This window comes from Pseudomonas sp. GW821-FHT01C01 (assembly GCF_059422645.1).
Genome location: NZ_JBWKXF010000022.1, coordinates 69,744 through 93,751 on the forward strand (window position 1 = coordinate 69,744; position 24,008 = coordinate 93,751).

General features: G+C 59.3%; 21 protein-coding genes and 2 pseudogenes. 13 read left to right on the forward strand and 10 right to left on the reverse strand.

All coding sequences use genetic code 11. From position 1 onward, the window contains the following. Positions 1-7: 7 nt before the first annotated feature. The 8 genes from rseP to rpsB all read right to left on the reverse strand — a co-directional run bounded on the left by rseP (position 8) and on the right by rpsB (position 7,473). On the reverse strand, positions 8-1,360 hold the full coding sequence (gene rseP / locus AC07XF_RS15515; protein WP_495027170.1) for a sigma E protease regulator RseP: 1,353 nt from the start codon (positions 1,358-1,360) through the stop codon (positions 8-10). Between the two features lie 53 nt (positions 1,361-1,413). After that, positions 1,414-2,604, reverse strand: a complete 1,191-nt coding sequence (gene ispC, locus AC07XF_RS15520; RefSeq protein ID WP_495027171.1) for a 1-deoxy-D-xylulose-5-phosphate reductoisomerase — start codon at positions 2,602-2,604, stop codon at positions 1,414-1,416. After that, positions 2,601-3,407, reverse strand: coding sequence for a phosphatidate cytidylyltransferase (locus AC07XF_RS15525; RefSeq protein WP_495027172.1), 807 nt, complete (start codon positions 3,405-3,407; stop codon positions 2,601-2,603). The genes ispC and AC07XF_RS15525 overlap by 4 nt, the downstream gene beginning before the upstream one ends. After that, the gene (gene uppS, locus AC07XF_RS15530) at positions 3,407-4,162 is read right to left on the reverse strand and encodes a polyprenyl diphosphate synthase (RefSeq protein ID WP_495027173.1); all 756 of its coding nucleotides are present in this window, start codon (positions 4,160-4,162) and stop codon (positions 3,407-3,409) included. The genes AC07XF_RS15525 and uppS overlap by 1 nt, the downstream gene beginning before the upstream one ends. A 13-nt stretch (positions 4,163-4,175) precedes the next feature. Beyond that, positions 4,176-4,733 carry a ribosome recycling factor gene (gene frr, locus AC07XF_RS15535; RefSeq protein ID WP_007978385.1) on the reverse strand — a complete coding sequence of 186 codons (558 nt, stop codon included), beginning with the start codon at positions 4,731-4,733 and terminating at the stop codon, positions 4,176-4,178. Beyond that, positions 4,730-5,473, reverse strand: coding sequence for a UMP kinase (gene pyrH, locus AC07XF_RS15540; RefSeq protein WP_003222124.1), 744 nt, complete (start codon positions 5,471-5,473; stop codon positions 4,730-4,732). The genes frr and pyrH overlap by 4 nt, the downstream gene beginning before the upstream one ends. A gap of 209 nt (positions 5,474-5,682) precedes the next feature. Further along, positions 5,683-6,546 carry a translation elongation factor Ts gene (gene tsf / locus AC07XF_RS15545; RefSeq protein ID WP_008000045.1) on the reverse strand — a complete coding sequence of 288 codons (864 nt, stop codon included), beginning with the start codon at positions 6,544-6,546 and terminating at the stop codon, positions 5,683-5,685. A gap of 189 nt (positions 6,547-6,735) precedes the next feature. Then, entirely contained in the window at positions 6,736-7,473 is a 738-nt protein-coding gene (gene rpsB, locus AC07XF_RS15550) for a 30S ribosomal protein S2 (RefSeq protein WP_111281351.1), read from the reverse strand. A 371-nt stretch (positions 7,474-7,844) separates the two neighbouring features. Between rpsB and map the strand changes: the two genes are divergently transcribed. From map to AC07XF_RS15570, 4 genes are all read left to right on the forward strand, one after another. After that, positions 7,845-8,627 carry a type I methionyl aminopeptidase gene (gene map / locus AC07XF_RS15555; RefSeq protein WP_007990276.1) on the forward strand — a complete coding sequence of 261 codons (783 nt, stop codon included), beginning with the start codon at positions 7,845-7,847 and terminating at the stop codon, positions 8,625-8,627. Positions 8,628-8,663: 36 nt separating this feature from the next. Next, positions 8,664-11,366: a [protein-PII] uridylyltransferase gene (locus AC07XF_RS15560; RefSeq protein WP_495027174.1), complete on the forward strand. Its 2,703-nt coding sequence runs from the start codon at positions 8,664-8,666 to the stop codon at positions 11,364-11,366. Positions 11,367-11,536: 170 nt separating this feature from the next. Further along, positions 11,537-12,736 carry a succinyldiaminopimelate transaminase gene (gene dapC / locus AC07XF_RS15565; RefSeq protein WP_495027175.1) on the forward strand — a complete coding sequence of 400 codons (1,200 nt, stop codon included), beginning with the start codon at positions 11,537-11,539 and terminating at the stop codon, positions 12,734-12,736. A gap of 185 nt (positions 12,737-12,921) precedes the next feature. Beyond that, complete coding sequence (locus tag AC07XF_RS15570) at positions 12,922-13,665, forward strand: M12 family metallopeptidase (RefSeq protein WP_495027176.1); 744 nt, start codon at positions 12,922-12,924, stop codon at positions 13,663-13,665. A gap of 19 nt (positions 13,666-13,684) precedes the next feature. Here the strand turns inward: AC07XF_RS15570 and AC07XF_RS15575 are convergent. Beyond that, positions 13,685-13,936, reverse strand: a pseudogene (locus AC07XF_RS15575) (Na+/H+ antiporter); the annotation flags it as partial. Between the two features lie 185 nt (positions 13,937-14,121). Between AC07XF_RS15575 and AC07XF_RS15580 the strand changes: the two are divergent. The 5 genes and pseudogenes from AC07XF_RS15580 to AC07XF_RS15600 form a co-directional block, all read left to right on the forward strand. After that, a pseudogene (locus AC07XF_RS15580) lies at positions 14,122-14,205 on the forward strand (outer membrane lipoprotein carrier protein LolA); the annotation flags it as partial. Positions 14,206-14,311: 106 nt separating this feature from the next. Next, a complete protein-coding gene (locus AC07XF_RS15585; protein WP_495027177.1) occupies positions 14,312-14,674 on the forward strand; it encodes an ArsC family reductase in 363 nt (120 codons plus the stop codon). A 32-nt stretch (positions 14,675-14,706) separates the two neighbouring features. Beyond that, on the forward strand, positions 14,707-15,741 hold the full coding sequence (gene dapD / locus AC07XF_RS15590; protein WP_015093756.1) for a 2,3,4,5-tetrahydropyridine-2,6-dicarboxylate N-succinyltransferase: 1,035 nt from the start codon (positions 14,707-14,709) through the stop codon (positions 15,739-15,741). Between the two features lie 152 nt (positions 15,742-15,893). After that, positions 15,894-17,099 (forward strand): aminotransferase class V-fold PLP-dependent enzyme, encoded by a 1,206-nt coding sequence (locus AC07XF_RS15595; protein WP_495027178.1) that lies wholly within the window; start codon positions 15,894-15,896, stop codon positions 17,097-17,099. Beyond that, complete coding sequence (locus AC07XF_RS15600) at positions 17,096-17,500, forward strand: SufE family protein (protein WP_495027179.1); 405 nt, start codon at positions 17,096-17,098, stop codon at positions 17,498-17,500. Before AC07XF_RS15595 ends, AC07XF_RS15600 begins: the two co-directional genes overlap by 4 nt. Positions 17,501-17,602: 102 nt before the next feature. Here AC07XF_RS15600 and tcdA read toward each other — a convergent pair whose 3' ends face one another. Then, on the reverse strand, positions 17,603-18,421 hold the full coding sequence (gene tcdA / locus AC07XF_RS15605) for a tRNA cyclic N6-threonylcarbamoyladenosine(37) synthase TcdA (RefSeq protein ID WP_495027180.1): 819 nt from the start codon (positions 18,419-18,421) through the stop codon (positions 17,603-17,605). Positions 18,422-18,685: 264 nt separating this feature from the next. On the opposite strand from tcdA, the gene AC07XF_RS15610 reads away from it, so the two are divergent. From AC07XF_RS15610 to AC07XF_RS15625, 4 genes are all read left to right on the forward strand, one after another. Then, a complete protein-coding gene (locus AC07XF_RS15610) occupies positions 18,686-21,277 on the forward strand; it encodes a glycosyltransferase (protein WP_495027181.1) in 2,592 nt (863 codons plus the stop codon). A gap of 215 nt (positions 21,278-21,492) precedes the next feature. Continuing rightward, positions 21,493-22,644 (forward strand): succinyl-diaminopimelate desuccinylase, encoded by a 1,152-nt coding sequence (gene dapE, locus AC07XF_RS15615; RefSeq protein ID WP_495027182.1) that lies wholly within the window; start codon positions 21,493-21,495, stop codon positions 22,642-22,644. Then, the gene (locus AC07XF_RS15620) at positions 22,644-23,453 is read left to right on the forward strand and encodes a putative RNA methyltransferase (RefSeq protein ID WP_495027183.1); all 810 of its coding nucleotides are present in this window, start codon (positions 22,644-22,646) and stop codon (positions 23,451-23,453) included. The genes dapE and AC07XF_RS15620 overlap by 1 nt, the downstream gene beginning before the upstream one ends. 84 nt (positions 23,454-23,537) lie before the next feature. Continuing rightward, a complete protein-coding gene (locus AC07XF_RS15625) occupies positions 23,538-23,915 on the forward strand; it encodes a hypothetical protein (protein ID WP_223442721.1) in 378 nt (125 codons plus the stop codon). Positions 23,916-24,008: the final 93 nt, after the last annotated feature.

Consider the following 24,008-nt stretch of genomic DNA (forward strand, 5'->3'; position numbering starts at 1 on the left):
CGAAGCGTTACAGTCGACCCAGATCATTGACCAGAGCAAGCAACATCACCCCGACCACCAAACTGATACCGATCTGTATCCCCCAACCTTGCACCCGATCTGACAAGGGACGACCACGCACCCACTCGATCAGATAAAACAACAAATGCCCCCCATCCAGTACCGGAATGGGCAACAAGTTCAGAACCCCCAGGCTAATACTCAGATAAGCAAGGAAATTCAGGAAATCAGCAACACCCGACTGGGCCGAAGCGCCCGCCACTTTAGCAATGGTTATCGGTCCACTCAAGTTTTTTACCGAGAGCTCACCGAACAACATTTTCTTCAGTGAATCGAGGGTCAGCACGCTCATGGTCCAGGTACGTCGAGCCCCCTCGCCAATCGCTGCCAATGGGCCGTAACTGACTTCGCGGATCATCTCAGGTGGCCAATCGACAGCCTTCACCCCTGCCCCCAGGTAACCGCTGGGTGACTTGCTCTCGCCGCGAGCGGCCAGCGTCACCGGGACGTCGATTTGAGCACCGTCACGCTCAACCCGCAGCATGATTTTGGTATCAGGATGCATACGGACGGTGTCGACTACCTGCTGCCAGTCGTCCAGCGTACGACCATCGAGCGCCAGCAACCGATCACCGGTCTTCAGGCCGGCAGCCTGAGCCGGCCCCTTTGGATCGAGTTCGGCCAGAACGGGCGGCAATGCCGGGCGCCAGGGACGAATGCCCAACGAGTGGATAGGGTCGGGCTCGTTGGCCCCTTTGAGCCATTTGTCCAGCACAAGCTCACGAGGAGAATCGGCCGTGGAGCCTTGCTCGCGCACCATTATCTGCAACGAGCCGCTTTCGCCCAGGCGACGAACCAATTGCAGGTTCACCGCCGCCCAGCCGGAAGTCGCCTCACCATCAATGGCCATGATTTCCTGGCCAGGGCTCAATCCCGCCTTGGCCGCAATACTGCCGGACTCGACAGCCCCGATAACCGGACGCACCTGCTCGCTGCCGAGCATTGCCAATCCCCAGAAGAACACCAATGCCAACAGGAAGTTGGCTATCGGCCCCGCGGCTACGATGGCTATGCGCTGACGAACGGATTTGCGATTGAAGGTCTGGTCGAGCTGATCGAGGGGAACTTCACCCTCACGCTCGTCGAGCATTTTGACGTAGCCGCCCAACGGGATCGCGGCCACAACGAACTCGGTACCTTGCCTGTCGTGCCAGCGCAGCAATGGCATGCCGAAGCCTACGGAGAAGCGCAGCACTTTGACCCCACAGCGACGCGCGACCCAAAAATGGCCGAACTCGTGGAAGGTGACCAGCACACCCAGAGCGACCAGGGTGCCGACAATCATATAGAGCGCGCTCATCTACTTTCTCCGCAATCCTATCCGCTGCTGCCTGGGTCAACTATCCGCAGCATTTACCGTCCGTGACGGCTCAACCACTGTCCGGCCAGCAATCGCGCCTTCGCGTCTGCCGTGAACACTGCATCGAGATCATCCACTGCCACTACAGGCTCCAGATTCAGTACTTCTTCGATGATACTCGCGATTTCCGGGTAACGAACCCGTTCGTCGAGAAATGCCGCCACCGCCACTTCGTTCGCTGCATTGAGCATCGCCGGCGCGCTGTTACCCGCTTCGGCCGCTTGACGAGCCAGGCGCAGGCACGGGAAACGCTCTTCGTCAGGCGCCTGGAAATCCAGGCGCGCAATGGTAAACAGATCCAGTGGCGCCACACCCGAATCGATCCGCTCAGGCCAGGCCAGGGCATTGGCGATGGGCGTGCGCATGTCCGGATTACCCAACTGCGCCAGGACAGAACCATCGACATAGTCGACGAGCGAATGAATCACGCTTTGCGGGTGAATCACTACCTCGACCTGGGATGGCTTGGCATCGAACAGCCAGCAGGCTTCGATCAACTCAAGCCCCTTGTTCATCATGCTGGCCGAATCAACGGAGATTTTTCGCCCCATGGACCAGTTCGGGTGAGCACACGCCTGGTCAGGTGAAACATGCGCCAACTCAGCCATTGGCGTCTGTCGGAACGGGCCACCGGAAGCCGTCAGTAAAATCCGACGCACGCCGACCGCCTCAAGGCCACGGGCATAATCCAGCGGCATGCACTGGAAAATCGCGTTGTGTTCACTATCGATCGGCAACAACACCGAACCGCTCTTGCGCACTGCCTGCATAAACAATGCACCGGACATGACCAGCGCTTCTTTGTTGGCCAGGAGGATCTTCTTGCCGGTTTCGACCGCTGCCAGTGTCGGGCGCAATCCCGCTGCGCCAACGATGGCCGCCATGACCGTATCGACTTCCGGATCGGAGGCAACCTGACACAAACCTTCCTCACCCACCAGAACCCGGGTCGAAAGACCCGCCGCGCGCAAATCATCCTGCAAGGTGCGGGCAGCAGCGACCTCAGGCACTACAGCAAATCGCGGGACATGGCGCACGCATAGCGCCAGCAATTCACTCAAGCGAGTGAAACCACTCAAGGCAAAGACTTGATAACGATCAGGGTGGCGAGCGATGACGTCGAGCGTACTCAGACCAATCGAACCGGTCGCCCCCAGAACGGTAATCTGTTGCGGGCGGCTCATGGGGCTGCCATCCACAGCAGCACGGCAAACACCGGTATCGCTGCCGTCAGGCTGTCGATACGATCCAGCACACCACCGTGACCCGGAAGCAGATTGCTGCTGTCCTTGATGCCGGACTGGCGCTTGAACATGCTTTCAGTGAGGTCGCCCACCACCGAGATAAACACGATGAGTGCAGCGCCGATCAGCCCTTTGAGCAGCTCGGCCACCGTCCAGTCGCGCACCAGAGCAACGAATGCGGTAATCACCAGACTCAGCGCCAGACCACCGTACACGCCTTCCCAGCTTTTGCCCGGACTGACCTGCGGTGCGAGCTTGCGCTTGCCGAAAGCACGACCGGAGAAGTAGGCACCAATATCGGCCCCCCAGACCAACACCATCACCGCCATGATCAGCAAGTTACCCAGCGGGTATTGCTTGATCTGTACCAGGCCTTGCCAGGCCGGCAGGAGAATCAACAGACCGATCACCAACTTGGTCGCTGCGTTGGACCAATGCTCGCTCGAACGCGGATAGGTCAGCACCAGATACGTCGCCACTGCCCACCACAGCACCGAAGCGCCCAATACCCAAGGCGCGAGGCCGGGCAGGATGTACATGACGAACAGCATCAAAGCGACCACAGCGGCATAGCCGACGCGGAACGCTTGACCGGCGAAACCCGCCAGACGCGCCCATTCCCAGGCACCAAGGGTTACGACCAGCCCGATGAACAGTGCAAAACCGGAACCTTCAAGCAGGAAAAACCCGCACAGGGCTATCGGCAGCAGGATCAGTGCGGTGATGATTCGTTGTTTAAGCATTAAACCCGGGCTCCAGCCTCGACCTGCTCGCTCGTTTTACCGAAGCGGCGCTGGCGGGAAGCGAAATCGGCCAGCGCATTGCGCATGGCATCGTGTTTGAAGTCCGGCCAGAACAGGTCGGAAAAATACAACTCGGCATAGGCCAGCTGCCAGAGCAGGAAGTTGCTGATGCGGTGCTCGCCACCGGTCCGGATACACAGGTCCGGCAGCGGCAGGTCACCCGTGACCAGGCAGGCCTGCAGCAGATCAGGTGTGATGTCTTCCGGACGCAAGTGTCCGGCCTGAACCTCTCGCGCCAGTCGTTGCGCAGCTTGCGCAATATCCCACTGACCGCCGTAATTGGCGGCGATCTGCAGGACAAAACGATTGGCACCAGCTGTCATGGCCTCGGCTTCGCGCATGGCAGCCTGCAGCTCGGGATGAAAACGCGAGCGGTCACCAATGATGCGCAGGCTGATGTTGTTGTCGTTGAGGCGCTTGGCCTCACGACGCAGCGCCCTGAAGAACAGATCCATCAAGGCGCTGACCTCATCGGCCGGACGCTGCCAGTTCTCGCTGGAAAAGGCGAACAGGGTCAGCACTTCGACCTTGGCCTCAGCACAAACCTCAATGACCGCACGTACCGCATCCACACCCGCTTTATGCCCGGCGACACCCGGCATAAAGCGTTTTTTCGCCCAGCGATTGTTACCATCCATGATGATCGCGACATGGCGCGGCACCGCGGACGGTGCAGTCTGCTTTGTCTTATCCATGAAAACGCGACCCTTATACGGCCATCAGGTCTTTTTCTTTCTCCGCCAACTTAGCGTCGATTTCAGCTACGAACTTCTTGGTCAGATCGTCGATCTCGCCAGTGGCGCGACGCTCTTCGTCTTCGCTGATTTCCTTTTCCTTGACCAGATCCTTCAGCGAGCTGTTTGCATCGCGACGGATGTTGCGCACGGCAACACGGGCATCTTCAGCCACATCGCGAGCCTGCTTGGTGAAACCGCGACGGGTTTCTTCAGTCAGGGCCGGCATGCTGATCAGCAGCAGCTCACCAAGGTTGGTCGGGTTCAGGTTCAGACCTGCACTGCCGATTGCCTTGTCGACGGCGCCCAGCATGTTGCGCTCGAAAGCAACGACTTGCAGGGTACGGGCGTCTTTGACGGTGATGTTGGCCACTTGCTTGATCGGGGTGTCGGAGCCGTAGTACGGCACCATCACGCCTTCCAGGATGCTCGGGTGCGCCTGACCGGTACGGATGCGACCGAAGTTGTGCGCCAGCGATTCCACGGACTTCTGCATGCGCTCTTTAGCGTCTTTCTTGATTTCGTTGATCATTGTTGGCCTTCCTCGATCAGGGTCCCTTCAGCGCCACCATGCACGATGTTCAGCAGGGCGCCGGGCTTGTTCATGTTAAATACGCGTAGCGGCATCTTGTGGTCGCGACACAGGCAAATGGCCGTCAGATCCATCACACCCAGCTTGCGATCCAGCACTTCATCGTAGGTCAGATGATCGAACTTCTCGGCATGCGGGTCTTTGAACGGGTCAGCGGTGTAGACACCATCGACCTTGGTCGCCTTGAGCACGACATCGGCATCGATTTCGATTGCACGCAGGCAGGCAGCCGAATCCGTCGTAAAGAACGGGTTGCCGGTACCGGCCGCGAAAATCACCACGTCCTTGGAGTTCAAGTGGCGCATGGCCTTGCGGCGATCATAATGATCGGTCACGCCAACCATGGAAATAGCGGACATCACGATGGCCGAAATGTTGGCGCGCTCAAGGGCGTCGCGCATGGCCAGGGCGTTCATCACAGTGGCCAGCATGCCCATGTGGTCGCCGGTGACCCGGTCCATGCCAGCCTTGCTCAGCGCTTCACCGCGGAACAGGTTGCCACCACCGATAACCAGACCGACCTGAACACCGATGCCGACCAGTTGGCCAACTTCCAATGCCATGCGATCCAGAACTTTCGGGTCGATCCCGAACTCTTCCGAGCCCATCAGGGCCTCGCCGCTAAGCTTGAGTAGAATGCGTTTATAGCGAGCCTGATAACCACTGCCCTGCTGAGCCATTGCGAATCTCTCCTGCGGCGTATTTTAAAAATTCTTTGCGAGCTGTTTACAGCTGGCGCTCACTCTAGCTTGGCGCTGCTTCAGCGCCATCGGAACATGGCTTTGTAAGCCAGTTCCAAAAGGAAACCAATAAAAATTGGTGCCCCATCTGAAAAGAGGCTGCGCGCGTGAGCGGGCAGCCTCTTCTGGGCGACAGTTAAAAAACCGTCTTATTGCTTGGCGGCAGCCAGCTGGGCAGCAACTTCTTCTGCGAAGTTGTCCACTGGCTTCTCGATGCCTTCGCCGACTTTGAAGTAGGTGAAGGAAACGATTTCAGCGCCGGCTTTCTTGGCCAAGGCACCTACGGTGACTTCCGGATTCATGACGAAAGCTTGCTCGACCAGGCTGGCTTCAGCCAGGAACTTGGTGATACGGCCGGCGATCATCTTCTCGACGATTTCAGCTGGCTTGCCTTTCATCTTGTCTTCGTTCAGGGTCAGGAAAACGCCCTTCTCGCGCTCGATGGCTTCTGGCGAAACCTGCGATGGCAGCAGGAACTCAGGGTTGCTTGCCGCCACGTGCATGGCGATCTCTTTGGCCAGCTGAACATCACCGCCCTTGAGAACAACAGCAACACCGATCTTGTTACCGTGCAGGTAGGTGCCGACAACGTCACCCTCTACGCGCACCAGGCGACGGATGTTGACGTTTTCGCCAACTTTGGCCACCAGGGCTTCACGAGCTGCTTCCTGAGCGGCGATCAGCGGAGCTGCGTCGGTCAGTTTTTCGTCGAAGGCTTTTTCTACGCTGGCAGCAACGAAGTTTTTGAAGTCGTCTTGCAGGGCCAGGAAGTCGGTCTGCGAGTTAACTTCCAGCAGCACGGCTGCCTTGTCGTCAGCCTTGATGGCGATTGCGCCTTCAGCGGCAACGTTACCGGCTTTCTTGGCAGCCTTGATGGCGCCCGAAGCACGCATGTCATCAATTGCTTTCTCGATGTCGCCGCCAGCCTTGGTCAAGGCCTTTTTGCAGTCCATCATGCCTTCGCCAGTACGCTCGCGCAGTTCTTTGACCAACGCTGCAGTAATCTCTGCCATTTCAAAATCCTCTTGGATAGGTTTTCAACCATTCCACCCGATCGAACGGGCGATCAATTCTTCCCGAACCACCCTTGTTAGCTGCCGCACGTTACAGATAGAGCGGTGGGCACCGACAAATGGTTTTCGAGGTGGCAAAAAGGGGGCCAAGCCCCCTTTTTGCTTACTGAGTCAACGCCAAGGCGTCAATTACTCAGCTGCTGCTACCGGAGTTTCTTCAACGAATACTTCGGTGCCGCCGGCAACATTGTTGCGACCGCGGATGACAGCGTCAGCCATCGAACCCATGTACAGCTGGATAGCGCGGATTGCGTCATCGTTGCCTGGGATGATGTAGTCAACGCCTTCCGGGCTGCTGTTGGTATCGACTACGCCGATAACCGGGATGCCCAGCTTGTTGGCTTCGGTGATCGCGATGCGCTCGTGATCAACGTCGATTACGAACAGAGCGTCCGGCAGACCGCCCATGTCCTTGATACCACCCAGGGAACGATCCAGCTTTTCCAGGTCACGAGTGCGCATCAGCGCTTCTTTCTTGGTCAGCTTGGCGAAAGTACCGTCTTCGGCTTGAACTTCAAGGTCACGCAGACGCTTGATGGAAGCACGGATGGTTTTGAAGTTGGTCAGCATGCCGCCCAACCAGCGGTGATCGACGTACGGCGAACCGCAACGTGCTGCTTCTTCAGCAACGATCTTGCCAGCGGAACGCTTGGTGCCGACGAACAGAATCTTGTTTTTGCCCTGGGCCAGACGCTCTACGAAAGTCAGAGCTTCGTTGAACATTGGCAGGGTTTTTTCAAGGTTGATGATGTGGATCTTGTTACGCGCGCCGAAAATGTACTTGCCCATTTTCGGGTTCCAGTAACGGGTCTGGTGACCGAAGTGCACACCGGCCTTCAGCATATCGCGCATGTTGACTTGGGACATGATAGTTCCTTAATAAGTCGGGTTTGGCCTCCACGTATCCCAATGACCAACCAGCAGCATCAGCTGAAGGCACCCAGGTCATCGTGTCGACACGTGTGTGGATTTAGGCTTTTCGGGACATCCCCGGAAAGCGGCGCATTTTATACCATAAGGCAGGGCAAAACGGAACCCGGATTCTGAAATCCTGGCGAGCGCTTTGCTCCGTCCCTTGGAATCCGCCAAGAATGCACCATTCTATAGAGAGAAGCGATGCACACAGGCGCAGATTTGCGCTGATCGTCTGGTAGAATCGCATTTTTCAGGGCCGCGAAGTTCGATCGCGCAAAGCCCTTTCCGTTTAGAAAGCGCCGCCGGGCGCAGAGAGAGCCTGTATGACCGTCACCCTCAAAACCCCCGAGGATATCGCCAAAATGCGCATCGCCGGCAAACTGGCCGCCGATGTGCTGGAAATGATTGCCGAATACGTCAAGCCGGGCGTTACTACCGATCAGCTGAACCAGATCTGCCACGACTACATTGTCAACGAGCAGAAAGCCATCCCTGCCCCGCTCAACTACAAGGGCTATCCAAAGTCGATCTGCACGTCGATCAACCACGTGGTCTGTCACGGCATCCCGAACGACAAGCCGCTGAAAGACGGCGACACCCTGAACATCGACGTCACCGTCATCAAGGACGGCTACCACGGCGACACCAGCCGCATGTTCCACGTCGGCACGGTGCCGGTCTGGGCCGAGCGCCTGTCCCAGGTGACCCAGGAATGCATGTACAAGGCGATTGAAATCGTCAAACCCGGCTGCCGCCTGGGCGATATCGGCGAAATCATCCAGAAGCACGCGGAAAAGAACGGATTCTCGGTGGTTCGCGAATTCTGCGGCCACGGTATCGGCAAGGTGTTCCACGAAGAGCCGCAGATCCTGCACTACGGTCGCGCTGGCACCGGAATGGAGCTCAAGGCCGGCATGACCTTCACCATCGAGCCGATGATCAACCAGGGCAAGGCCGACACCAAGGTACTGGGCGACGGCTGGACCGCGATCACCAAGGACCGCAAGCTCTCGGCACAGTGGGAGCACACCCTGCTGGTGACCGAAACCGGTTACGAGATCTTCACCCTGCGCAGCGATGACACCATCCCTCGCGTTTCGGCCTGATCCCCGTACCTCGCTTATAGAAAGGAAAGCCAATCGATGCCGCAGGTGGATCCCGAACTCTTCGACCGCGGTCAGTTCCAGGCTGAACTGGCCCTGAAGGCAAGCCCGATCGCGGCCTTCAAGAAGGCGATCCGCCAGGCCCGCGAGGTGCTCGACACGCGCTTTCGCAGCGGCCGCGACATTCGCCGGCTGATCGAGGATCGCGCCTGGTTCGTCGATAACATCCTGCAAAAGGCCTGGGAGCAGTTCAGCTTGAGTTCCGAAGCCGATATCGCGCTGGTCGCGGTCGGTGGCTACGGCCGTGGTGAACTGCACCCTTATTCCGATATCGATTTGCTGATCCTGCTGGACAGCGCCGACCACGAAGTTTTCCGCGATTCCATCGAGCGTTTTCTGACGCTGTTGTGGGACATCGGCCTGGAGGTCGGTCAGAGCGTTCGCTCGGTCGACGAGTGCGCCGTCGAGGCCCGTGCCGACCTGACGGTCGTCACCAACCTGATGGAAAGCCGCACCATCGCCGGCCCCGAACATTTGCGCCAGCGCATGCTGGACGTCACCAGCACCGCGCACATGTGGCCAAGCAAGGACTTCTTCCTGGCCAAGCGTGCCGAACAAAAGGCCCGCCACCACAAGTACAACGACACCGAATACAACCTGGAACCCAACGTCAAGGGCTCACCCGGCGGCCTGCGGGATATCCAGACGATTCTGTGGGTCGCCCGTCGCGAGTACGGCACCCTGAACTTGCGGGCACTGGCCGGTGAAGGATTCCTGGTCGAGAGCGAAAATGCCCTGCTCGCCTCTTCCCAGGAGTTCCTGTGGAAGGTTCGCTATGCCCTGCACATGTTGGCTGGCCGCTCCGAAGATCGCCTGCTGTTCGATCACCAGCGCACCATTGCCGGGCTGCTGGGCTTCAAAGGCGATGACGCCAAGCAAGCCATCGAAAATTTCATGCAGCAGTATTACCGGGTCGTGATGAGCATCGCCCAGCTCAGCGACCTGATCATCCAGCACTTCGAGGAAGTCATCCTCGCGCCGGAAGACGAAGCGCCACCGCAGCCGATCAACTCACGTTTCCAGTTGCATGATGGCTACATCGAAGCACGCAACGACAACGTCTTTCGCCGTACCCCCTTCGCCATGCTCGAAATTTTCGTGCTGATGGCCCAGCAGCCGGAAATCAAAGGCGTTCGCGCCGACACCATTCGTCTGCTACGGGAAAACCGTCACCTGATCGACGACGACTTCCGCAACGATATTCGCAACACCAGCCTGTTTATCGAATTGTTCAAATGCAAGATCGGTATCCACCGTAACCTGCGGCGAATGAACCGTTACGGCATCCTGGGGCGCTATCTGCCCGAATTCGGTTTTATCGTCGGGCAGATGCAACACGACCTGTTCCACATCTATACGGTCGACGCGCACACCCTGAACCTGATCAAACACCTGCGTAAATTGCAGTACACCCAGGTGTCGGAAAAATTCCCGCTGGCCGCCAAGCTCATGGCCAAGCTGCCCAAGCCAGAGTTGATCTACATGGCGGGGCTGTACCACGACATCGGCAAAGGCCGGCATGGCGATCACTCGGACATCGGCGCAGTGGATGCCGAGGCCTTCTGCCAGCGCCATCAACTGCCCACGTGGGACAGCCGCCTGATCGTGTGGCTGGTGCAAAACCACCTGGTGATGTCGACCACCGCCCAGCGCAAGGACTTGTCCGACCCGCAGGTCATCCACGATTTCGCCCAGATCGTCGGCGACGAAACCCGCCTCGACTACCTCTATGTGCTGACCGTCGCCGACATCAACGCCACCAACCCGACACTGTGGAACTCCTGGCGTGCCAGCCTGCTGCGCCAGCTCTATACCGAGACCAAGCGCGCGTTGCGTCGGGGCCTGGAAAACCCGGTGGATCGCGAAGAGCAGATCCGCCAGACCCAGCGCGCCGCCCTGGATATCCTGGTGCGTGGCGGCACCGACCCGGACGACGTCGAGCAGCTTTGGTCGCAATTGGGTGATGACTATTTCCTGCGTCACACCGCCGGCGACGTCGCCTGGCACAGCGATGCGATCCTCCAGCAACCGGCCGATGGCGGACCACTGGTGCTGATCAAGGAAACCACCCAGCGCGAGTTCGAAGGTGGTACGCAGATCTTCATCTACGCCCCGGACCAGCACGACTTCTTTGCCGTGACCGTGGCCGCGATGGACCAGCTCAACCTGAACATTCACGACGCCCGGATCATCACCTCCAGCAGCCAGTTCACCCTCGACACCTATATCGTGCTCGACGCCGACGGCGACTCGATTGGCGACAACCCGGCACGCACCAAGCAAATCCGCGACGGCCTCACCGAAGCCCTGCGCAACCCGGACGACTACCCGACCATCATCCAGCGCCGGGTGCCGCGCCAGCTCAAGCATTTCGCCTTTGCGCCGCAGGTGACGATCCACAACGACGCCCAGCGCCAGGTGACGGTGCTCGAACTCACCGCTCCCGACCGCCCGGGCCTGCTGGCGCGGATCGGCACGATTTTCCTGGAGTTCGACCTGTCACTGCAAAATGCCAAGATCGCCACCCTCGGCGAGCGTGTGGAAGACGTGTTCTTCATCACCGACGCGAACAATCAGCCGTTGTCCGACCCGTTGCTGTGCAGCCGGTTACAGGATGCAATTGTCGAGCAGTTGAGCGTCAACCAGGAACCCGATATCAAACTGTCGCGCATCAGTATCTGAATCAACGAATCCCCCCTGTGGGAATGAGCCCGCCCCTTGTAGGAGCTGGCTTGCCAGCGATGAACTCAAAAACGCCGCGTTTATCCGCTAAGCGCGCGTTATCGTTAACGACCATCGCTGGCAAGCCAGCTCCTACAGGTTTGCCCGCTCCCACATTGAACGAGGCCCCCATGAACAACGCTCTGTCACAGCTCCAGCCCTACCCCTTCGAAAAGCTCCGCGCCCTGCTTGGCAGCGTGACGCCGAACCCGGACAAGCGCCCGATCGCATTGTCCATCGGCGAGCCGAAGCACCGTTCGCCGAGCTTCGTCGCCGAAGCCCTGGCCAGCAATCTGGAAAAAATGGCGGTGTACCCGACTACACTCGGCATCCCGGAGCTGCGTGAAGCCATCGCCGCCTGGTGCGAGCGTCGTTTCGGCGTTCCCAACGGCTGGATCGACCCGGCGCGCAACGTGCTGCCGGTCAACGGCACCCGCGAAGCGCTGTTCGCCTTCACCCAGACCGTGGTCAACCGTGGCGACGATGCCCTGGTGGTCAGCCCGAACCCGTTCTATCAGATCTACGAAGGCGCAGCGTTCCTCGCCGGCGCCAAGCCGCACTATCTGCCATGCCTGGATGAAAACGGCTTCAATCCGGACTTCGATGCCGTGTCGCCAGACATCTGGAAACGCTGCCAGATCCTGTTCCTGTGCTCGCCAGGCAACCCGACCGGCGCACTGATCCCGGTCGAAACCTTGAAGAAACTGATCGCTCTGGCTGACGAATACGACTTCGTGATTGCCGCGGACGAGTGTTACAGCGAACTGTACTTCGACGAACAAACCCCGCCACCCGGCCTGCTCAGCGCTTGCACGGAACTGGGTCGCAAGGACTTCAAGCGTTGCGTGGTGTTCCACAGCCTGTCCAAGCGTTCCAATTTGCCAGGACTGCGTTCGGGTTTTGTCGCCGGCGATGCCGATATCCTCAAGGGTTTCCTGCTCTATCGCACCTACCACGGCTGCGCGATGCCGGTTCAAACGCAACTGGCCAGTGTTGCTGCATGGAATGACGAAGTGCATGTACGCGCCAACCGCGCGCTGTACCGCGAGAAGTTTGATGCAGTGCTGGAAATCCTCAGTCCGGTAATGGATGTGCAGCGTCCTGATGGCAGCTTCTACCTGTGGCCGAATGTTGAAGGTGATGACGCGGCGTTCTGCCGTGATCTGTTTGAACAGGAGCACGTGACCGTGGTGCCAGGCTCATACCTGTCGCGGGATGTCGATGGCGTAAACCCGGGAGCCGGGCGTGTGCGCATGGCGTTGGTTGCGCCGTTGGCGGAATGCGTGGAGGCGGCTGAACGCATTCGTGCCTTTGTGACTCGCAACAAGTAATTGATAACGGCCTGCGTTGTGCAATGCATCGCAGGCCGAAACTAACACGCAGTAACAGTGCAGACTTAAAACGCACTTTATTATCACACACACTTCAAACTAACCTTCCGTTGCAACCTAATGCAGTTCAAACCAAACCCTTGAGTTTTTTTAAACTACCTTACACAAAACACGGAAGTTTAGTCATGACAAACATTACTTGCTGTACAACCTTTGCACCTGCAGACCCCATTGCTTCTTATCAAGCCGCTATCACCGAAAATCCGGCAAACTCCACTAGCGGGCCTGGCGGAAGAAAGAAAAGATCCGTCGGCGAGCATACTAAATTCTGGAAATCAGGTAGAACATTAACGATCGCCATATCGCAGTTTGACGATGGTTCGTTCGATATAATTAAAGACGCCATAAACAAGTGGGCCATCCATGTCAACTTGACGTTTGAATTTATAGAACTCAGCGACAACATTGAACTCTATGAAGGTGACATTCGCATTGATCTATTACCTCACTACAACGGTCTCGCGAGTTCATCAGTCGGAACAGATGCATTATTGACCCCGCCTGATCAGCCAACCATGTTCTTGGGAACCAACCACACATGGGAAGGTTATGAATCTATTGTATTGCATGAGTTTGGCCACGCGCTGGGGTTGGCACACGAACATCAGCATCCTGACGCGAACATTCCGTGGGATAGAGAAAAAACCTATCAGTGGTTTCAGCAACGCTACGGGATGTCCAAAGACTTGGTCGACAGCAATATCTTTCCCCTCGAGCAAAAGACCGATCAAACCTATACGCCCTACGACCGACATTCGATCATGCATTATGAAATACCAAACGAATGCACCCTCGGCGATTGGCATCAACCCTTGAATACACAACTGAGCGCCGGGGATATTGCATTCGCCCGCCGAATTTACCCCTGAGTCGCCCCCATGCGGAGCGCTATTTGACCTGTCCCAACTTCGCCTCGCTCAAATCCAGCTCCCCCAACACCTCACGCAACACGTCATCGCCGATCTGGTGATGACGGCTGAGGCTGTATAACTCCAGGCGCTGCGCGCGCAGCGCTTTCACCCGCAGCCGCCGCTCCAGCAAGTCCATCTGAAAGGCCAGAGCCTGCGCCTCGGCGGAATCGTTGAGCACCTCCAACTGATGGCGATACTCGGACATGATTCGCGCCTTGAATTCGGCGGCCGTCGTAGAACAACAGCGGCGGTAGGAACAGGAACAGGACGGTGTAGGCGGATTGCATAAAGCGTGGTTCCCGGACAATCGACAGCGTTGAAGTGCCATATTAGCCGCTTAGACTTCCTGATGACCCTTGCACCAATGTCGCAAGCCTGAACCACAACCCCCCTGTAGGAGCGAGCTCGCTCGCGATGGTCGTTAACGATGACGCTGCATGCCTGACACCCCGCGGCGCTCTCAGGTTCATCGCGAGCAAGCTCGCTCCTACAAGGTTCTATGCCCGGACACAAATACAAACCCGACCATAGCCGCCGCGAAACCATCCGGTCATGGCATAATCCGTCACCTTTCATTTACGGCACCTGCAAAGGGGGCAATTCCTTGACCGTTTCAAGCAAAACGTTGCACCTTTTCGGCATCAAAGCCTGCGACACCATGAAAAAGGCGCGCACCTGGCTCGATGAACACGCTGTCAGCTATGACTTTCATGATTACAAAACGGTCGGAATCGACCGTGAACACCTGACCCAATGGTGCAGCGAGCACGGCTGGGAAGTGGTGTTGAACCGTGCAGGCACGACCTTTCGCAAGCTCGACGACGAACGCAAAGCCGATCTCGACCAGACGAAAGCCATCGAACTGATGCTCGCACAACCCTCGATGATCAAGCGCCCGGTGCTCGATCTCGGTGACCGAACCCTGATTGGCTTCAAGCCAGATATCTACGCGGCCGCGCTCAAGTAAGCAGCCCGTTCAATTTTGTTAGAGGTATACACATGTCCACTACCCTGTTCAGCCTGGCCTTCGGCGTCGGCACTCAAAACCGTCAAGGCGCATGGCTGGAAGTGTTCTACGCCGCCCCGGTACTCAAGCCATCGGCTGAAGTCGTCGCCGCTATCGCACCGATCCTGGGCTACACCGAAGGCAATCAGGCCATCGCATTCAGTACCGCCCAGGCCTCGCAACTGGCTGAAGCCCTCAAAGGCGTCGACGCTGCCCAGGCTGCCCTGCTGACCCGGCTGGCCGAGAGCCACAAGCCGCTGGTTGCCACCTTGCTGGCTGAAGACGCCCAGCTGTCGTCCACCCCGGAGGCCTACCTCAAGCTGCACCTGCTGAGCCATCGCCTGGTCAAGCCACACGGCCTGAACCTGGCCGGGATTTTCCCGCTGCTGCCGAACGTGGCCTGGACCAGCCAGGGCGCGGTCGACCTGAGCGAACTGGCCGAACTGCAACTCGAAGCCCGTCTGCGTGGCGAGCTGCTGGAAGTGTTCTCGGTGGACAAGTTCCCGAAAATGACCGACTACGTGGTACCGGCCGGCGTGCGTATCGCTGATGCCGCACGTCTGCGCCTGGGCGCCTACGTGGGTGAAGGCACCACTGTGATGCACGAAGGTTTCATCAACTTCAACGCCGGCACCGAAGGCCCTGGCATGATCGAAGGCCGCGTGTCCGCTGGCGTGTTCGTCGGCAAGGGTTCGGACCTGGGCGGCGGCTGCTCGACCATGGGCACCCTGTCGGGCGGTGGCAACATCGTGATCAAGGTTGGCGAAGGCTGCCTGATCGGCGCCAACGCCGGTATCGGTATCCCGTTGGGCGACCGCAATACCGTTGAGTCGGGCCTGTATGTGACTGCCGGCACCAAAGTCGCACTGCTGGACGAAAACAATCAACTGGTCAAAGTGGTCAAGGCCCGTGAACTGGCCGGCCAGCCTGACCTGCTGTTCCGTCGCAATTCGGAGACCGGTGCCGTGGAATGCAAAACCCACAAATCGGCCATCGAACTGAACGAAGCGCTGCACGCTCACAACTAAGCGTTACACGATCACCTGTGTAGGAGCGAGCTTGCTCGCGATGGACGTCAACGATTACACGCGGCAACAGACAGCACGCGTCGTCCATGCGTCCATCGCGAGCAAGCTCGCTCCTACATGGGTACGGCGTACCCTCACCAGGGCCCGATAGCATGATGATTCTTTCTCCCTGGCGCGCCGATTTTCCGGCCATCGCCGCCCTGCAGCGACAAGGCCAGACCTATCTGGACAACGCCGCCACCACGCAAAAACCTCAAGCCCTGCTGGATGCCCTGGCGCATTACTACGCCAACGGCGCGGCCAACGTGCATCGGGCGCAGCACTTGCCCGGCGCTCACGCCACCCAGGCTTTCGAAGACAGCCGCCGCAAAGCCGCGCAATGGCTCAACGCCAGCGACTGTGGGCAGATCATCTTTACCCACGGCGCGACGTCCGCGCTGAATCTCCTGGCCTATGGCCTGGAACATCTTTTCAATCCGGGCGACGAGATTGTCATCAGCGCCCTGGAACACCACGCCAACCTGCTGCCGTGGCAGCAACTGGCGCACCGTCGCGACCTGAAACTGGTGATCCTGCCGCTGGATGCCGACGGTGTGATCGACCTTGAAGCCGCCGCCGGATTGATCGGCCCACGCACACGCCTGCTGGCCGTCAGTCAATTGTCCAACGTGATTGGCGCGTGGCAGCCGCTAACCGAATTGCTGGCACTGGCCAAGGCGCACAACGCCCTGACCGTGATCGACGGCGCCCAGGGCGTGGTCCATGGCCGCCACGACGTGCAAGCGCTGGGCTGTGATTTTTATGTGTTCTCCAGCCACAAACTCTACGGGCCCGATGGCCTGGGCGTGCTGTTCGGACGCCATGAAGCGCTGCAACAACTGCGCCCGTGGCAATTCGGCGGTGAGATGGTGCTGGACGCCAATTACCACGACGCCCGCTTTCGCCCGGCACCACTGGGCTTTGAGGCCGGGACACCACCGATTGCCAGTGTGATCGGCCTGGGAGCGACCCTGGATTACCTCGCTGGGCTCGATCAGGACGCCGTGTCCGCCCATGAAGCTGTGCTGCATGACTGTCTGCTCAAGGGGCTTGAGGCGCGCAACGGCATCCGCCTGCTGGGCAAACCGCACGTGGCACTGGCCAGTTTTATCGTCGAGGGTGTGCATAACTCCGATCTGGCACATTTGCTGACCGAACAAGGGATTGCGGTCCGCGCCGGTCATCACTGCGCCATGCCGCTGCTCAAACGCTTTGAACTGGCCGGGGCGATTCGGGTGTCATTGGCGCTGTACAACGATTCCGAAGACCTGGAACGGTTCTTTGAAGCCCTGGATCAAGCGCTGGAGCTATTGCGATGAACCTGCCTGCCGATGCCGTGACGGCACTGGACACCTTTCAGAAGGCTGCCGGCTGGGAACAACGCGCACGCCTGCTGATGCAATGGGGCGAGCGCCTGCCGGCGTTGAGTGATGTGCAAATGTGTGATGCCAACCGGGTGCACGGCTGTGAAAGCCAGGTGTGGCTGGTGGGCGAATTGCGCGATGGTCATTGGCAGTTCAGCGCCAACAGCGATGCACGGTTGATTCGCGGGTTGGTGGCGTTGCTGCTGGCGCGGGTCAACGGGTTGTCCGCGGCTGAGTTGCAGCAGGTGGATTTGCCGGACTGGTTCAATCAGTTGGGGCTGGGGCGGCAGTTGTCCCAGTCTCGTAGCAATGGCCTCAATGCCGTACTTCAGCGAATGAATGAGTTGGCCGGTTAATCGCCTTCGCAATGTAGGAGCTGGCTTGCCAGCGAAGCGGTTGATGTGGTCTGTCTGAGACACCGCCTTCGCTGGCAAGCCAGCTCCTACAAGGATTGTGTTTCAGGCCACTGGCTTGATGCGATCCGCCGGCCGCCGCACACCCGCGACAATCTTGTCCACAGCCTTGGTCGCCGCGACCATGCCGAAGGTCGCCGTCACCATCATCACTGCGCCAAACCCGCCGGCACAGTCGAGCTTCACCCCATCACCGACAAAACTCTTCTGCAGGCAAATGCTGCCGTCCGGTTTCGGGTAGCGCAGTTGTTCGGTGGAAAACACGCACGGCACGCTGTAATGGCGGGTCACGGTGCGCGAGAAACCGTAGTCGCGGCGCAGCGTGGAACGGACTTTCGACGCCAATGGGTCATTGAACGTGCGGTTGAGGTCGCAAACCTGGATCAGCGTCGGATCGATCTGACCGCCCGCGCCGCCGGTGGTGATGATCTGGATTTTGCGGCGCTTGCACCAGGCGATCAGCGCAGCCTTGGCGTTGACGCTGTCGATGCAGTCGATCACACAATCGATGTTCGGCGTGATGTACTCGGCCATGGTGTCGCGGGTAACGAAGTCAGGCACCGCGTGCACCGTGCAATCGGGATTGATCCCGCGCAGACGCTCGGCCATCACTTCGACCTTGGGCTTGCCGACGGTACTGTCCAGCGCGTGCAACTGACGATTGGCGTTGCTGACGCAGACGTCGTCCAGGTCGAACAGCGAAATCTCGCCCACGCCACAACGGGCCATGGCTTCCGCCGCCCAGGAACCGACACCACCGACGCCGACGATCGCCACATGGGCAGCGCGCAGGCGCTCAAGGCCTTCAATGCCATACAAACGGGCGATGCCAGCAAACCGCGGATCTTCTGTACTCATGACCATTACCCCAAAAACCGGCGCGCATTATAGGGCCGCTGGCGACCAAGAGCATCATTGCGCTACGAACGGATGTCTTCCAAGAAAACTACATCGAACAAAGATTTGTCTTACGGGCTCTAACGAAAGAACTTAAAGCGACTTGGATTGCCCAATGTCCGGCAATTCCCTGTCTGCTGTACGACCAGAGAATGCCCGGTGTAGGATGCGCGCCCCTTGGCGACCGCCAACCGTTCCTTCGTTCCACAGTCTTTGGAACCCGAAATAGCTATGTCATCGCGTAAATTTGGACTCAACCTGGTCGTGGTGCTCGCCATCGCGGCCTTGTTTACCGGCTTCTGGGCGCTGATCAATCGCCCGGTCACCGCCCCCAACTGGCCTGAACAGATCTCCGGCTTCTCGTACTCGCCATTCCAGCAGGGCCAGTTCCCGCAGAAAGACCAGTACCCGACCGACGATCAAATGCGTCGCGACCTGGAAATCATGAGCAAGCTGACGGACAACATCCGCATCTACTCGGTCGATGGCTCCCTGCAAGACATTCCGAAACTGGCGGAAGAGTTCGGTTTGCGGGTAACGCTGGGAATCTGGATCAGCCCGGACCAGGAACGCAACGAACGGGAAATTACCCGCGCCATTGAAATCGCCAACTCCTCACGCAGCGTGGTTCGCGTGGTGGTCGGCAACGAAGCGATTTTCCGCAAGGAAATTACCGCCCAGGAACTCAGCGTCATGCTGGATCGTGTCCGCGCCGCCGTGAAGGTGCCCGTGACCACGTCCGAGCAGTGGCACGTGTGGGAAGAACACCCGGAGCTGGCCAAGCACGTCGACCTGATCGCCGCGCACGTCCTGCCTTACTGGGAATTCATTCCGGTGGACAAGGCCCAGCAGTTCGTTCTGGATCGCGCCCGTGACTTGAAAAAGATGTTCCCGAAAAAGCCGCTGCTGCTGTCCGAAGTGGGCTGGCCGAGCAACGGCCGTATGCGCGGTGGCGCCGATGCGTCGCCGGCAGACCAGGCGATCTACCTGCGAACCCTGGTCAACAAGCTCAACCGCCAAGGCTTCAACTACTTCGTGATCGAAGCGTTTGACCAGCCGTGGAAAGCCAGCGACGAAGGCTCCGTCGGCGCCTACTGGGGCGTGTTCAACGCCGCACGCCAGCAGAAATTCAACTTCGAAGGTCCGGTGGTGGCGATTCCGCAATGGCGCGTATTGGCCATTGGTTCGGTGGTATTGGCGCTGTTGTCGCTGACCCTGCTGATGATCGACGGTTCGGCGCTGCGCCAGCGTGGCCGTACCTTCCTGACCTTCATCGCGTTCCTCTGTGGTTCGGTGCTGGTGTGGATCGGTTACGACTACAGCCAGCAATACAGCACCTGGTTCAGCCTGACGGTGGGCTTCTTGCTCGCCCTCGGTGCGCTCGGGGTGTTTATCGTGCTGTTGACCGAAGCCCATGAACTGGCCGAAGCCGTGTGGGTGCACAAACGCCGGCGCGAATTCTTGCCGGTGGAGGGTGATTCCAGCTACCGACCGAAAGTGTCGATTCACGTGCCTTGCTACAACGAGCCGCCGGAGATGGTCAAACAGACCCTCAACGCCCTGGCCAACCTCGACTATCCGGATTTCGAAGTCCTGATCATCGACAACAACACCAAGGATCCGGCGGTCTGGGAACCGGTGCGCGACTACTGCGCCACCCTCGGCCCGCGCTTCAAGTTCTTCCACGTGGCACCGCTCGCCGGTTTCAAGGGCGGCGCGCTGAACTATCTGATTCCGCACGCCGCCAAGGATGCCGAAGTCATTGCCGTGATCGACTCGGACTACTGCGTCGACCGCAACTGGCTCAAGCACATGGTGCCGCACTTCGCCGACCCGAAAATCGCCGTGGTGCAATCGCCGCAGGATTACCGCGACCAGAACGAAAGCACGTTCAAGAAACTCTGCTACGCGGAATACAAAGGCTTCTTCCACATCGGCATGGTCACCCGCAACGACCGTGACGCGATCATTCAGCACGGCACCATGACCATGACCCGTCGCTCGGTGCTCGAAGAGCTGGGCTGGGCCGACTGGTGCATCTGTGAAGACGCCGAGCTGGGTCTGCGGGTATTCGAGAAAGGCCTGTCGGCGGCGTATTACCACACCAGCTACGGCAAAGGCCTGATGCCCGATACCTTCATCGACTTCAAGAAACAGCGTTTCCGCTGGGCTTACGGAGCGATTCAGATCATCAAGCGCCACACCGCCAGCCTGCTGCGCGGCAAGGACACCGAGCTGACCCGCGGCCAGCGCTATCACTTCCTCGCGGGCTGGTTGCCGTGGGTGGCGGACGGCATGAACATCTTCTTTACCGTCGGTGCGCTGTTGTGGTCGGCGGCGATGATCATCGTGCCGCAACGGGTCGATCCGCCGTTGCTGATTTTCGCAATCCCGCCGTTGGCGCTGTTCGTGTTCAAGGTCGCCAAGATCATCTTCCTCTACCGCCGAGCGGTTGGAGTGAATTTGAAGGATGCCTTCTGCGCGGCGCTGGCCGGTCTGGCGTTGTCCCACACCATCGCCAAAGCGGTGCTGTACGGCTTCTTCACCAGCAGCATTCCGTTCTTCCGTACGCCGAAAAACGCCGACAACCATGGTTTCTGGGTAGCGATTTCGGAAGCCCGGGAAGAGATGTTCATCATGCTGCTGTTGTGGAGCGCGGCGCTGGGGATTTATCTGGTCAACGGCATGCCGAGCAACGACATGCGCTTCTGGGTCACCATGCTGTTGGTGCAGTCGCTGCCGTATCTGGCGGCGCTGATCATGGCGTTCCTGTCGTCGCTGCCGAAACCGGCCGCCGAGCCTGAAACGGCACCAGCGGTCTAAATCTCTGCGGATGCACTAAACGGCGGCCAATGGTCGCCGTTTTGCTTTAAGATAACCGCCATTTTGCGGGGCTTGGCCCTATCCCTGTGGGAGCGGGCTTGCTCGCGAATGCTTTGTAACAGTCGAAGGGTATGTTGACTGACACACCGCTTTCGCGAGCAAGCCCGCTCCCACATTGAAGCCCAAGCCCATACCTCATGATTCCGGAGTTTTCCATGACGGCCCACGCCGACCTTTCGCCGACCCTCCAACTCGCCATCGACCTGATCCGCCGTCCGTCCGTGACGCCGATCGACGCCGATTGCCAGAAGCAGATGATGCAGCGCCTGGGCGATGCGGGCTTCACCCTGGAACCGATGCGCATCGAAGATGTGGATAACTTCTGGGCCACCCACGGCCAGGACGACGGTCCGGTGCTGTGCTTCGCCGGCCACACCGACGTGGTCCCGACCGGCCCGGTGGCGGCCTGGCAGATCGAACCGTTCAACGCCCTGATCGACGAACACGGCATGCTCTGCGGCCGTGGCGCCGCCGACATGAAAGGCAGCCTCGCCGCCATGACCGTGGCCGCCGAGCGTTTTGTCGCCGACTACCCGAGTCACAAAGGCAAGGTCGCGTTCCTGATCACCAGCGACGAAGAAGGCCCGGCGCACCACGGCACCAAGGCGGTGGTTGAACGCCTGGCCGCGCGCAAGGAGCGTCTGGACTGGTGCATCGTCGGCGAACCGTCGAGCACCACTCTGGTCGGTGACGTGGTCAAGAACGGCCGTCGCGGCTCCCTTGGCGCCAAGCTGACCGTGCGCGGTGTGCAAGGTCACGTGGCTTACCCGCACCTGGCGAAGAACCCGATCCACCTCGCTGCCCCGGCATTGGCGGAACTTGCCGCCGAGCATTGGGACCACGGCAACGATTTCTTCCCGCCGACCAGTTTCCAGATCTCCAACGTCAACTCCGGCACCGGCGCGACCAACGTGATCCCGGGTGACCTGGTGGCGGTGTTCAACTTCCGTTTTTCCACCGAGTCCACGGTCGAAGGCCTGCAAAAGCGCGTCGCCGACATCCTCGACAAGCATGGCCTGGACTGGCACGTCGATTGGGCCCTGTCCGGCCTGCCGTTCCTCACCGAACCGGGCGCGCTGCTGGACGCGGTGTCATCGAGCATCAAGGACATCACCGGTCGTGAAACCAAGGCCTCCACCAGCGGTGGCACCTCCGACGGGCGCTTCATCGCGACCATGGGCACGCAAGTGGTTGAGCTGGGCCCGGTCAACGCGACCATCCACCAGGTCAACGAGCGCGTGCTGGCAGCGGATCTCGACGTGCTGACCGAAATCTACTACCAGACCCTGATCAAGTTGCTCGCCTGATGCTTGCGTGTCCGATCTGCAGTGAGCCGCTGAATGCGGTGGACAACGGCGTGGTCTGCCCCGCCGGGCATCGTTTCGACCGTGCGCGCCAGGGTTATCTGAACCTGTTGCCGGTGCAGCACAAGAACAGCCGCGACCCTGGGGATAACCAGGCGATGGTCGAAGCCCGCCGCGACTTCCTGAATGCCGGGCACTATGCGCCGGTTGCCAGGCGTCTGGCGGAGCTGGCAGCCAGCTATGCGCCGCAGCGCTGGCTGGACATCGGTTGTGGCGAGGGTTACTACACCGCGCAAATCGCCGAGGCTTTGCCGAGTGCCGAAGGCTACGCGCTGGATATTTCCCGGGAAGCCGTCAAACGCGCCTGCAAACGCAACCCGCAACTGACCTGGTTGATCGCCAGCATGGCGCGGGTGCCGTTGGCGTCGGGCAGTTGCCAATTCCTGGCGAGCGTCTTCAGCCCGCTGGATTGGGAAGAAGCCAAACGCCTGCTCAGTGTTGGCGGCGGCCTGATGAAAGTCGGGCCGACCAGCGGCCACCTGATGGAATTGCGCGAGCGGCTGTACGATGAAGTCCGCGAATACATCGATGACAAGCATCTGGACCTGGTGCCGGAAGGCATGGCGCTGGCGCACAGCGAAACTCTGGAATTCAAGCTGACACTCGCCAACGGTCAGGACCGGGCGAACCTGCTGGCCATGACGCCCCACGGCTGGCGCGCCAGTGCCGAGCGCCGTGCTGCCGTGATCGAGCAGGCCGAACCGTTCGAGGTCACCGTGTCGATGCGCTACGATTATTTCGTTCTTCAATAATTTCAAACATTTTTGGTCTTGGGCAACGGCTCAAGGCCGGCTAAATCCGCGAATGGATTTTTCAGACACGCAGTGAGGACATCCATGCGCCAACCCGATATCGAGATTTACCTGAAAGACGCCGACGTCGACCACAAAGCCATTTCCGCCTGGCTCGGTGCGGCATTGGGTCCATGCACGGATTGGGTCCAGAAGGGCCAGACCTACAAGTGCAAGGCCGGCAACGTGCCGGTGACCTGGCTGCCAAAAGCCGTCGGCAAGTGGAACAGCCTGTACCTGGAAAGCGACCAGACCCCATGGGACGACGACATCGCCTGCGCCCGCGCTGCATTTGCCGCGCTGAACGTCGAAGTGCGTTGCGCACCGGGCAGCTGGGTCGAGGAAGAAGGTGAGGAGACAGCCGATCGCTGGATTCGCATCAGCGCCGATGGTGAAGAAGAGATCACCTGGAAAACGGCTTAAGAACAAGTAACGCCGATCCAATGTGGGAGCGGGCTTGCTCGCGAATGCGGTGTATCAGTCAAAATTGATGTCGACTGATACACCGCATTCGCG

Coding starts and splice junctions, on each gene's coding strand:
- rseP (WP_495027170.1), bottom strand. CDS start 1,360: ATGAGCGCGCTCTATATGATTGTCGGCACCCTGGTCGCTCTGGGTGTG.
- AC07XF_RS15560 (WP_495027174.1), top strand. CDS start 8,664: ATGCCGCAGGTGGATCCCGAACTCTTCGACCGCGGTCAGTTCCAGGCT.
- tsf (WP_008000045.1), bottom strand. CDS start 6,546: ATGGCAGAGATTACTGCAGCGTTGGTCAAAGAACTGCGCGAGCGTACT.
- map (WP_007990276.1), top strand. CDS start 7,845: ATGACCGTCACCCTCAAAACCCCCGAGGATATCGCCAAAATGCGCATC.
- dapE (WP_495027182.1), top strand. CDS start 21,493: ATGACGGCCCACGCCGACCTTTCGCCGACCCTCCAACTCGCCATCGAC.
- AC07XF_RS15600 (WP_495027179.1), top strand. CDS start 17,096: ATGAACCTGCCTGCCGATGCCGTGACGGCACTGGACACCTTTCAGAAG.
- AC07XF_RS15525 (WP_495027172.1), bottom strand. CDS start 3,407: ATGCTTAAACAACGAATCATCACCGCACTGATCCTGCTGCCGATAGCC.
- uppS (WP_495027173.1), bottom strand. CDS start 4,162: ATGGATAAGACAAAGCAGACTGCACCGTCCGCGGTGCCGCGCCATGTC.
- AC07XF_RS15610 (WP_495027181.1), top strand. CDS start 18,686: ATGTCATCGCGTAAATTTGGACTCAACCTGGTCGTGGTGCTCGCCATC.
- pyrH (WP_003222124.1), bottom strand. CDS start 5,473: ATGGCTCAGCAGGGCAGTGGTTATCAGGCTCGCTATAAACGCATTCTA.
- AC07XF_RS15570 (WP_495027176.1), top strand. CDS start 12,922: ATGACAAACATTACTTGCTGTACAACCTTTGCACCTGCAGACCCCATT.
- dapC (WP_495027175.1), top strand. CDS start 11,537: ATGAACAACGCTCTGTCACAGCTCCAGCCCTACCCCTTCGAAAAGCTC.
- AC07XF_RS15620 (WP_495027183.1), top strand. CDS start 22,644: ATGCTTGCGTGTCCGATCTGCAGTGAGCCGCTGAATGCGGTGGACAAC.
- AC07XF_RS15625 (WP_223442721.1), top strand. CDS start 23,538: ATGCGCCAACCCGATATCGAGATTTACCTGAAAGACGCCGACGTCGAC.
- dapD (WP_015093756.1), top strand. CDS start 14,707: ATGTCCACTACCCTGTTCAGCCTGGCCTTCGGCGTCGGCACTCAAAAC.
- ispC (WP_495027171.1), bottom strand. CDS start 2,604: ATGAGCCGCCCGCAACAGATTACCGTTCTGGGGGCGACCGGTTCGATT.
- rpsB (WP_111281351.1), bottom strand. CDS start 7,473: ATGTCCCAAGTCAACATGCGCGATATGCTGAAGGCCGGTGTGCACTTC.
- frr (WP_007978385.1), bottom strand. CDS start 4,733: ATGATCAACGAAATCAAGAAAGACGCTAAAGAGCGCATGCAGAAGTCC.
- tcdA (WP_495027180.1), bottom strand. CDS start 18,421: ATGGTCATGAGTACAGAAGATCCGCGGTTTGCTGGCATCGCCCGTTTG.
- AC07XF_RS15595 (WP_495027178.1), top strand. CDS start 15,894: ATGATGATTCTTTCTCCCTGGCGCGCCGATTTTCCGGCCATCGCCGCC.